Source organism: Achromobacter sp. Bel (assembly GCF_012928505.1).
GTDB lineage: Bacteria > Pseudomonadota > Gammaproteobacteria > Burkholderiales > Burkholderiaceae_B > Achromobacter.
Map to the genome: position 1 here is coordinate 38,799 of NZ_JABBJN010000046.1, position 9,106 is coordinate 47,904.

Here is a 9,106-nt window from a genome sequence, read left to right on the forward strand (position 1 = left end):
CGCATCGGCGCACGCAGAGGGTAGAAGCATGAGTATTCTTTCTGGCTACAAAGTTCTGGACTGCTCCATCGCCATGGCGGGGCCTTTCGCGGCGCAGCGCCTGGGCGACCTGGGCGCCGACGTGATCAAGATCGAGCCGCCCACCGGCGAATGGCAGCGGCACGCGCCAGCCGGCGGCATCACGGGCAACAAGATCAACGTGTCCTTTCTCTCGCTGAACCGCAACAAGCGCTCGCTCGCGATCGATCTGAAGAGTGCCGGCGGCAAGGAGATCATCCAGAAGCTCGCGGCGCAGGCCGATGTGTTTATCCAAAACTACCGTCCGGGTGTCGCCGGCCGCCTGGGGGTTGACTACGAGACCCTGTCGGCGCTGAACCCGCGCCTCATCTATGTATCGATGTCGGGCTTCGGCGAAGACGGCCCCTATGCCACGCGCCCAGGTCAGGACCTGCTGTTGCAGGCGATGTCGGGCGCAATGCTGTCGTCGGGCCGTGCGGGCGAAGCGCCACGCGCGGCAGGCCAGTATGTGGTCGACGCCGTCACCGCGTATTGCGCCTTCGAAGGCGTGCTGGCCGCGCTGCTGCACCGCGAGCGTACCGGCGAAGGCCAGAAGGTCGAGGTCAACATGCTGGATGCGATCACCACGATCCAGATGCAGGAGCTCTCGGTCTACACCGTGGGGCACCAGCCGCAGGTGCGCAGTGCCGAGCCACATGCGCACGTGTACATCCGCGCCCCCTATGGCACCTTCGCGACGAGCGACGGCTATCTGGCGCTTGCCATGCCCGACATGAAAGTGCTGGCGCGCGTGACCGAAGAGCCGCGCCTGGCGGAGTACGCCGGCGAGCGCGACGGTTGGGAAAAACGCGACGAGATCTATGCGCTCGTGCGCGACACACTCGCAAAGGCCTCGACGGCCGATTGGTTTACCAAGCTCGATGCCGCCGGCATCTGGTGCAGCCCCGTCTATGGATACGCCGATCTGGTCGACGATCCGCAGATCGCGCACAACGGCACCTTCGTCGAGTATGAGCATCCGACCGAGGGTCGGATCAAGACACCGGGTTTTCCGATCCGCTTTTCCAAAACGCCCAGCCAGGTGGCGCGCGGCGCACCGCTCACCGGCCAACACACCGACGAAGTACTGCGCGATTTTGGCTTCAGCGCCGACGAGATCGCCGCGCATGCGGCCTCGGGCGCGGTGCTGCGAGGCGTCTCGGAATGAGCGAGCGCGCCCTGCCCTACCGCGGCCTTACCTGGGACCATCCGCGCGGCTTCAACGCCCTGCGCGCCGCCACCGCACACACGCCGCTTGTGCACTGGGACAAGCAGTCGCTCGAAGGCTTCGAATCGGCGCCCATCGCCGAACTCTGCGCCCGTTATGACCTGGTGGTGCTGGATCACCCCCATCTGGGCGAGGCCCTGGCGCACGATTGCCTGCAAGCGCTCGACACCGTGTTCGCGCCCGACGAGCTGGCGCGGATCGCGCGGGATAGCATCGGGCTGTCGTACGACAGCTATCGCATGGCCGATCGCCCATGGGCGCTTCCGCTGGACGCCGCCACGCAGGTCATGGCCACGCGCGCGGATCGGCTCAACGGCCCCGTGCCGCGCACCTGGCGCGAGGTGCTGACGCTGTCGCAACGCAGCGGCGCGGTCGCGCTCAGTTGGGGCGGTCCGCACCCGTTCCTGTCGCTGCTGTCGATCGCGGCCGCCATCGCGCCCGATGCCGACCTGCGCCCGCACGGCGCTTGGCACGATGAGGCGACGCTCGTCGACGCGTGCGATGTGCTCAGCGAATTGGCGCGGCTCACGCCCGCGCACGCCCAGGCTTGCAACCCGATCGCGCTGCTCGGCCACATGAGCTCGCGCGATGACATCGCGCTCTGCCCGCTCGTCTATGGCTATGTGAACTACGCCACCTCCGCGGTGGCGAAACCGCTCACGTTCCGCGACGCGCCCGAGGCCGAAGCGGGCAGGCCCGGCTCGATCCTCGGCGGCACCGGCATTGCGATATCACGACGCTGCGTCGTGGGGCCGGACCTGCGCGCGCATCTATTGTGGTTGCTCTCGGCCGATAGCCAAAGCCGCTTCATCCCGCAGCACGAGGGACAGCCAAGCCATCGCGCCAGCTGGGCCGATGCGAACGTGAATGCGGCAAGCGGCAACTTCTATGCCAACACGGTCCGCACGCTCGAAGCCGCCTCGATTCGGCCGCGACACGATGGCTACATCGCCTTCCAGACCGAGGCCTCGCAGTTCCTGCGTGACGGCGTCGCCGCCCGCGCATCCTCCCACGCATTGGCGCGCGGCCTGACGCAGCGTTTCCAGGCCAGCCTGGCCGACGCCCCCAAACACACCGCAACCTAAGGATTTCGACGTGAGCGCACTCGTCAATCTCAGTATCGATGGCCATGTCGCCATCATCGAACTCAATCGTCCCGAGAAGCTGAACGCGATGACGCCCGAGATGGCTGACCTGCTGATCGCGGCGGTGGAGCAATGCAACACCGACTCGCAGGTGCGCGTGGTGATCCTGACCGGCGCGGGCCCCAAGGCCTTCTGCGCCGGCTCGGACATTACCGATCTTGACCGCTACGCCACGCCCTGGGATTTTCGCAATCGGCTCGACTACTGCGACTGCGTACGCATGTTGAAAAAGCCCACGGTGGCGGCGATCAACGGCTATGCCTTCGGCGGCGGCCTGGAGATGGCGTTGGCCTGCGACATCCGCATCGCCTCCGACAACGCGCGCCTGGGCGCGCCCGAGATCAAGCTGGGCTGGATCGGCGGCGGCGGCATGACGGCGCAACTCGTCCATGCGGTCGGCCCGAGCAACGCCGCACTGATGGTGCTGACGGGCGATCCCATCCGCGCCGAGCAGGCACTTTCCTGGGGCCTGGTGAGCGAGGTGGTGCCGCAGGAGCAGTTGCGCGAGCGCGCGCAAACGCTTGCCGCCACCATCGCCTCGCGCGCGCCTATCGCGGCCGAGACGGCACGCGTCAATCTGCGCGCCGCGCTGTCGATGCCGCTCGAGAAGGCCGTGGAATACGAGCGCGATCTGCAGGCGATCTGCTTCGCCACCGCCGACGCCAAGGAAGGCCGGAAGGCATTTGAGGAAAAGCGCGCGCCGAAGTTCGAGCGGCGCTGACGGGTGGGGTGTCGCCCCGCGTATTCATTGGAAAGGTCACCTCGGGCTGGTTTGGCTCTTCGTGCAAAACATGAAGGACAAACCCGACCTCGCCACAGCCGGTGCCGGGACGCGCGAACACCGGTGCTACTGTCGAACGAAGAGGACAGCGCATGGGTGGACCAGGAGATTGCCGCGCGCACCTTCCGGTTTTCCGTCGAAGACAAAAAAGGCCGAGACGCCGGCGGCATCGAGGCGCTCGTCACATGGAAGAATGGCCAGCTTTCCGTGCTCACACTGTGGTCGGCATGGACATCATCTGCCGATAGAAACGCCTTCTGCTCGCAATCCGCCCCACCTGAACGAATCTTGCCGAGAGTTGGCCTGACGGCCCTTATTTGGTACAAGCAACGTTGATCAGAATCCGAGAATCGATCGCTGCCATGTCCGAACCCTATTCTGCCTTTCTCAAGCTCCCGATATCCCGCGAGAATCTTGCCAGATGGCTCACTGCCCCGGTACCGGCGGCATCAAGATGGTCAGACTGGCGTTCCATCGGCGGGCAGTGGTATCTCTCTGAAGGCAAGGATCTGGCCGCCTCCAGCGATCAGGATTTGGGCAAGCTCATTTCGGAATGCGACGCCATGCTGGCTCGCCATCCGGACAATCGCGCGGCGCTGGGGGCCATCCTGAAATCTGCGGAGGCCGAAAACATCAAGGTTGCGGCCTACGATCGTACGGGAACGCACGTCGTTGCAGGGTCGCTGACCTATTCCGAAAACCTCTACGACCTCATCGTCTTTTTTGCGGTAGCGCGCGGAGCGGCCGATTTTATAGAGGCGGATGCTCGCGGCCTTGCAGTGGTTCACGACTATCTCTGGAGCGCGGAAGACGAACGAGAAACTGTGGCCGCGCTTGAACTGGCCGGAAATGGCGGTTCCGTATTCCTGGCGCCCGAAGCGCTCGGCCACGCCGCGGGCGCATTCGAGGCCATGGTGGACGCGATGCTGGACGGCAAGGACGATCCGGAGTTCCACCCACGCGATCAACTCGACCACCTTTGAGACCTGGCCTGCGCCCGGCCGGGCCAGTAGAACGCACACAACAGGGCCGCCCGGCGAGCCAAAGAGGTAAAGCTTCCAATGAGACTACGAGCACTCGTCATCATGCTTTCTGCCTGCGCGGTCTGCCAGGCGCAAGAAGCCAGGACCTGGCACTTTACCGGTGCGGAGCTGGCCGCGGCCCTTGAAGGCCGGATGCCCTCGGAGATTCGCGATGCATCGCTTCGCCGCCAATTCGCTTCCTCCTATGCGCAGGCCTACGTCGTCGGGATCGCCGACCAGACACAAGGCACGGTCTGGTGCACCTCCACCGGCATCCTTCCCCACGAATTGAAGGACAGGGTGTACAGCTACTTGTCCACGCAGCCAGCCAGCCGTCTCGAGGAAAATGCCGGCCCGCTGGTCAGCGAGGCACTCCATCAGTCTTTTGCTTGCCGGTAGGATCATCCTGTCCACAGCCGTCCGAGCCCGGAATCTGCTGCCGCCAATCAGCGTGTAGGCCATGTCGCGACCCGATTCGTTCAACCTGAAGCAGATCGCCCTGCCGGCGTTCGGCCCTTCGCTGCTCTATGGCATCAGCAACGGCGCCATCCTTCCCGTGATCGCGCTCACTGCGCGCGACCAGGGGGCGTCAGTCGCCGCCGCCGGCCTGATCGCCGCCCTCATCGGAGTCGGCTCGCTGCTTTCCAACATCCCGTCCGCGCTGATCACTGAACGTTTCGGTGAGAAGCGCGCCATGGCGGGTGCCGCCCTGCTAAGCGTGGCCGGCCTGCTGCTCGTGATCGGCGTGCCCAACCTATGGGTGCTAGCGCTCGCCATGCTGATGCAGGGATGCGCGCAGTCGGTGTTCCAACTGGCGCGCCAGAGCTACATGATTGAGGTCGTGCCGCTGGCGTTCCGGGCGCGCGCCCTGTCCACGCTCGGCGGTACAACGCGCATCGGCACCTTCATCGGCCCGTTCGCGGGCGCGGCGCTGATCCATTTCCTGGGGCTCGACGGCGCTTATTGGATTGCGATCAGCGCCATGCTCGGCGCGGGATTCATCGCCATCAAGGCGCCTGACATCGCGCCCTCGGGGGGCGCGGGCGCGGGTGCGCCGCGTGCGCGCATAGCCGAGGTCGCGCGCGACCATCGCGGCGTGTACGCCACGATAGGCGTGGGCGTAATGCTGATCAGCGCGCTGCGCGCGTCGCGCCAGGTGGTGATCCCGCTATGGGCGGACCATCTCGGCCTTGACGCCACCACCACCTCGCTCATCTATGGACTGGTCGCCGCGGTCGACATGTCGGTGTTCTATCCGGCGGGCAAGGTAATGGACCAGCGCGGCCGCCTGTGGGTGGCGCTGCCCTGCACGCTGCTGATGGGGTTGAGCCTGATGGCGATCCCCTTCACCAGCGGAGTGGCAAGCTTCATCTTGGTGTCAGTGCTGCTGGGCTTCGGCAACGGTATAGGATCAGGCATCGTGATGACGTTGGGCGCCGACGCTGCGCCCGCGGGCGCGCGCACACAGTTCCTTGGCATCTGGCGTTTCATGGCCGACCTCGGCTCGAGCGGTGGGCCGGTGGCACTGTCGGTGTTAACCGCCTCGGCGTCGCTCGGCGGTGCATCGTTCGGCGTCGGCACGCTGGGCCTGGTGGCGGCCGGCGTATTCTGGCGCTGGCTGCCGCGCCGACGGCACCGATGACCTTGCCAGCATTGTCACGAAGCACCATGCCGCCGCGCCCGGCTTTCGCATCAACCAGGGGTGCAAGGATGACAACCTACTAAAAGTAGCCTACGATAGGTACATAGAAACCTTCGTATGGACGTCACAAGACATGCATGCCCTTATCGTCGTTGCCCATCCTGACCCGGCCTCGCTGACGCACGCCATCGCCGCCCAGGTGGCGCAAGGGGTCGCCGCCTCCAGCCCGCAGCACTCCTTCGAAATCGCCGATCTGGCCGCGGAGGCCTTCGATCCCCGATTCACCCAAGCCGACGTGGCGCTGCACCTACAGACCGCGGCCCCGTCCCCGGACGTCGCTGCCGAGCACGCCCGAATCGACCGCGCGGACGCACTGGCGCTGGTCTATCCCGTTCACTGGTGGTCATTCCCCGGCCTGTTGAAAGGCTGGATCGACCGGGTGTTCACCAATGGCTGGGCCTACGACGCCGGCCCGGACGGCAAGCTGGTCAAAAAGCTGGAGCGCCTGCAGGTGCATCTGATTGCCAGCGGCGGCGCCGATATGCGAACCTACGCCCGGCATGGCTACTTCGGCGCGATGAAAACCCAGATTGACCACGGGATCTTTGGCTACTGCGGCGCGCGCGTCGCGACCTCGGAATTGTTGGTTGCCTCGGACGCCGGATTTCCGGCGTCTCATCTCGATACGGCGCATGCCATCGGCAAGCGGGTTTTCGCCTTGCCGCAGTGATCCGACCGCACAGGAAAAAACGATGTCTGCCCCACCCGCCCCCGCGCCGCGCCGCCGCCTGCCGAAAGCCGCGCGGTTGCGCCAGCTTCTGGACGTCTCCTGGAAACTGATCAGCGACGAGGGCACCGATGCGTTGACGCTGGGGCGGCTGGCTGAAGCAGCCGGTATCTCCAAACCCGTCGTCTATGACCACTTCGGTACCCGCAACGGACTGCTGGCCGCGCTCTACCAGGACTTCGATGTGCGGCAGACGGCGATCATCGACGCCGCCGTCGCCGCCAGCAAGCCGACATTGAAGGACAAGGCGGGCGTCGTTGCCAATAGCTACATCGACTGCGTCCTGACGCAAGGCCGGGAAATACCGGGCGTGCTGGCGGCGTTGGACGGGTCGCCTGAAATCGCCGCCGTGAAAAGGCAGTATCAGCTGGTCTTCATCGAGAAATGCCAGAAGATCTTCGCGCCTTTCGCCCACCCGCGGACCGTATCGCTGGCCAGCCTGTGGGCGATGCTCGGCGCCGCCGACTCGCTTTCGCATGCGGCCGTGGCAGGCGAAATTACCGAAGCACAGGCGCGGGAAGAACTCTTCCAGACCCTCTTGCACATGGTCAAACGAAGCCATTGAATTCCCGCTTCACCTGGCCTGCAATTTCGATTGAATAACCCTATCGACTGCGCACGCGTGAATGCTGCAAGAAATGGTCCACGATGCCCTGCAGGGCAAACTCGGCGCTGGCCCTGCGGATGCTGTTGCGATCGCCCGTGAATCGCCGGGTGGCGGTGTACACAACAGGGCTGGCGTCCGCCTGACCGATCTTGAAGACCCAGGCGTAACACTGCGTCCCGCTTGGGATACGGTCGTCGGTGTCATCCGTCACCCCCGTATTGGCCACCGCCACATTCGCCGGACTCTTGCGCGCGACCCCAAGCGCCATATCGCGGGCCACGGCTTCGCTCGTCAGGTTATGCGCGGACAACGTCGATTGCGGAACGTCCAGGCAGCGCCGCTTCGCTTGCACCGAATAGGCGACGAATGCGCAGTCCAGAAGGCCACCCGCCCCCGGGACGTCGGCGAGAGTCGCCGAGATCAGCCCCGCCGTGCACGATTCCGCCGTGACCAATGTCAGGTTATTCTCCAGCATGAATCTCGCCACTCGTTCTATAGCGTTCATTATGTTGCTCCTGCATTGAATGAGGTATGCAGCAATTTGCATACCCGAGGCGCCGCCCGCTCTTCGAGGAAACGTGATGCACACAACGACACCCGATAACCCCGCCCTCAAGCTTGCTGGCGAAAGCCGCTACAGGCTGCTGGTCGAAGCGGTCATGGACTATGCGATATACCTGCTTGATACGGACGGCCGCGTTTCAAGCTGGAACAAAGGCGCGCAGAGATTCAAGGGCTACGCCGCGGACGAGGTCATTGGCCAGCACTTCTCGCTTTTCTATACGGAAGAAGACCGCGCCGTAGGCGTGCCCCGAATGGCGCTGGAGACAGCCCGGCGCGAGGGCAGGTTCGAGGCCGAGGGGTGGCGCGTTCACAAAAGTGGCCGGAAGTTCTGGTGCAGCGTCGTCATTGACGCCATTCGCGACGACGAGGGAAATCTGCTGGGCTTCGCCAAGATTACCCGCGACATCACGGACAAGAAAAAAGCCCAGGAAGACATCCAGGCTGCGCACGACGCACTGCACCATGCGCAAAAACTCGAAGCGCTTGGACGCCTTACGGGCGGCGTCGCGCACGACTTCAACAATTTCCTGACCACTATCCGCTTTGCAACGGAGATACTGTGCAAGCCCGTATTGGACAACGATAGGCGCCGGCAACTGGCCGCCCTGCTCACCGCCACGACAGAGCGGGCAAGCCATCTGACGGCGCAATTGCTTGCCTATTCGAGAAAGCAGCCGCTGAAGCCGGCCCGCTTCGAGGTCCGGAGTTGTATCGATGGCATGCGTGACATCTTCGCAACGACGGTGGGCGCGGCGATCAAGATCGATTACCAGTTTCCTGAGCATCCCCTGTACATCTGCGCCGACCCCAGTCAGCTAGAGAACGCCCTTCTGAACATCGTCATCAACGCGCGAGACGCCATGCCGGCGGGCGGGCGCCTCATCATCGCGGTACGGCGGGATAGCGCTAACCTCTCCCCCGGCGAGACGCCCCCCACAAGGCTGCCGTGCGTGGAAATCGAATTGCGCGACTCGGGCTGCGGTATGGATCCCGAGGTACTGTCACACGTGTTCGACCCGTTTTTCACCACCAAACCGGCAGATAAGGGGACGGGCTTGGGCCTCAGCCAGGTCTACGGCTTCGCCAAACAGTCTGGTGGCGACGTGCGGGTTGCCAGCGAAGTCGGAAAAGGGGCCGCCGTCACCCTCTGTATTCCCGAGGACAGCCTCAGCGGCGGACTTCCGCAGGCTACTCCGTCTTCGTCCGGGTAGCGCTGACCGATTTTTCCGGGAAATCCTGGGGGTGCAAAGGGGTCGCCTTGCCCCATAAACCC

At 64.5% G+C, this 9,106-nt stretch carries 11 protein-coding genes; 10 read left to right on the forward strand and 1 reads right to left on the reverse strand.

The window, feature by feature from the left end:
• Positions 1-28: 28 nt before the first annotated feature.
• From HG262_RS23450 to HG262_RS23490, 9 genes are all read left to right on the forward strand, one after another.
• Positions 29-1,225, forward strand: coding sequence for a CoA transferase (locus tag HG262_RS23450; RefSeq protein ID WP_169273309.1), 1,197 nt, complete (start codon positions 29-31; stop codon positions 1,223-1,225).
• Positions 1,222-2,370, forward strand: a complete 1,149-nt coding sequence (locus tag HG262_RS23455) for a carbohydrate ABC transporter substrate-binding protein (protein ID WP_169273310.1) — start codon at positions 1,222-1,224, stop codon at positions 2,368-2,370. Before HG262_RS23450 ends, HG262_RS23455 begins: the two co-directional genes overlap by 4 nt.
• Before the next feature lie 10 nt (positions 2,371-2,380).
• The gene (locus HG262_RS23460; protein ID WP_169273311.1) at positions 2,381-3,151 is read left to right on the forward strand and encodes an enoyl-CoA hydratase/isomerase family protein; all 771 of its coding nucleotides are present in this window, start codon (positions 2,381-2,383) and stop codon (positions 3,149-3,151) included.
• Positions 3,152-3,307: 156 nt separating this feature from the next.
• Complete coding sequence (locus HG262_RS23465) at positions 3,308-3,547, forward strand: hypothetical protein (protein WP_169273312.1); 240 nt, start codon at positions 3,308-3,310, stop codon at positions 3,545-3,547.
• 26 nt (positions 3,548-3,573) lie between these two features.
• Positions 3,574-4,194, forward strand: coding sequence for a hypothetical protein (locus tag HG262_RS23470; protein ID WP_169273313.1), 621 nt, complete (start codon positions 3,574-3,576; stop codon positions 4,192-4,194).
• Between the two features lie 102 nt (positions 4,195-4,296).
• Positions 4,297-4,632: a Rap1a/Tai family immunity protein gene (locus HG262_RS23475; RefSeq protein WP_248293468.1), complete on the forward strand. Its 336-nt coding sequence runs from the start codon at positions 4,297-4,299 to the stop codon at positions 4,630-4,632.
• A gap of 61 nt (positions 4,633-4,693) precedes the next feature.
• Positions 4,694-5,875 carry an MFS transporter gene (locus tag HG262_RS23480; protein WP_169273315.1) on the forward strand — a complete coding sequence of 394 codons (1,182 nt, stop codon included), beginning with the start codon at positions 4,694-4,696 and terminating at the stop codon, positions 5,873-5,875.
• A 133-nt stretch (positions 5,876-6,008) separates the two neighbouring features.
• Positions 6,009-6,605 (forward strand): NAD(P)H-dependent oxidoreductase, encoded by a 597-nt coding sequence (locus tag HG262_RS23485; RefSeq protein ID WP_169273316.1) that lies wholly within the window; start codon positions 6,009-6,011, stop codon positions 6,603-6,605.
• Between the two features lie 22 nt (positions 6,606-6,627).
• Positions 6,628-7,227 carry a TetR/AcrR family transcriptional regulator gene (locus HG262_RS23490; protein WP_169273317.1) on the forward strand — a complete coding sequence of 200 codons (600 nt, stop codon included), beginning with the start codon at positions 6,628-6,630 and terminating at the stop codon, positions 7,225-7,227.
• 40 nt (positions 7,228-7,267) lie between these two features.
• Here the strand turns inward: HG262_RS23490 and HG262_RS23495 are convergent, their stop codons facing one another.
• Complete coding sequence (locus HG262_RS23495) at positions 7,268-7,774, reverse strand: nicotinamide-nucleotide amidohydrolase family protein (RefSeq protein ID WP_169273318.1); 507 nt, start codon at positions 7,772-7,774, stop codon at positions 7,268-7,270.
• Positions 7,775-7,850: 76 nt separating this feature from the next.
• On the opposite strand from HG262_RS23495, the gene HG262_RS23500 reads away from it, so the two are divergent.
• Entirely contained in the window at positions 7,851-9,044 is a 1,194-nt protein-coding gene (locus HG262_RS23500) for a PAS domain-containing sensor histidine kinase (protein ID WP_248293469.1), read from the forward strand.
• Positions 9,045-9,106: the final 62 nt, after the last annotated feature.

Bases quoted from the DNA above. Each gene is read 5' to 3' on its own strand.
- HG262_RS23450 (WP_169273309.1), top strand. From the start codon at position 29: ATGAGTATTCTTTCTGGCTACAAAGTTCTGGACTGCTCCATCGCCATG.
- HG262_RS23455 (WP_169273310.1), top strand. From the start codon at position 1,222: ATGAGCGAGCGCGCCCTGCCCTACCGCGGCCTTACCTGGGACCATCCG.
- HG262_RS23470 (WP_169273313.1), top strand. From the start codon at position 3,574: ATGTCCGAACCCTATTCTGCCTTTCTCAAGCTCCCGATATCCCGCGAG.
- HG262_RS23475 (WP_248293468.1), top strand. From the start codon at position 4,297: ATGCTTTCTGCCTGCGCGGTCTGCCAGGCGCAAGAAGCCAGGACCTGG.
- HG262_RS23480 (WP_169273315.1), top strand. From the start codon at position 4,694: ATGTCGCGACCCGATTCGTTCAACCTGAAGCAGATCGCCCTGCCGGCG.
- HG262_RS23485 (WP_169273316.1), top strand. From the start codon at position 6,009: ATGCATGCCCTTATCGTCGTTGCCCATCCTGACCCGGCCTCGCTGACG.
- HG262_RS23490 (WP_169273317.1), top strand. From the start codon at position 6,628: ATGTCTGCCCCACCCGCCCCCGCGCCGCGCCGCCGCCTGCCGAAAGCC.
- HG262_RS23495 (WP_169273318.1), bottom strand. From the start codon at position 7,774: ATGAACGCTATAGAACGAGTGGCGAGATTCATGCTGGAGAATAACCTG.
- HG262_RS23500 (WP_248293469.1), top strand. From the start codon at position 7,851: ATGCACACAACGACACCCGATAACCCCGCCCTCAAGCTTGCTGGCGAA.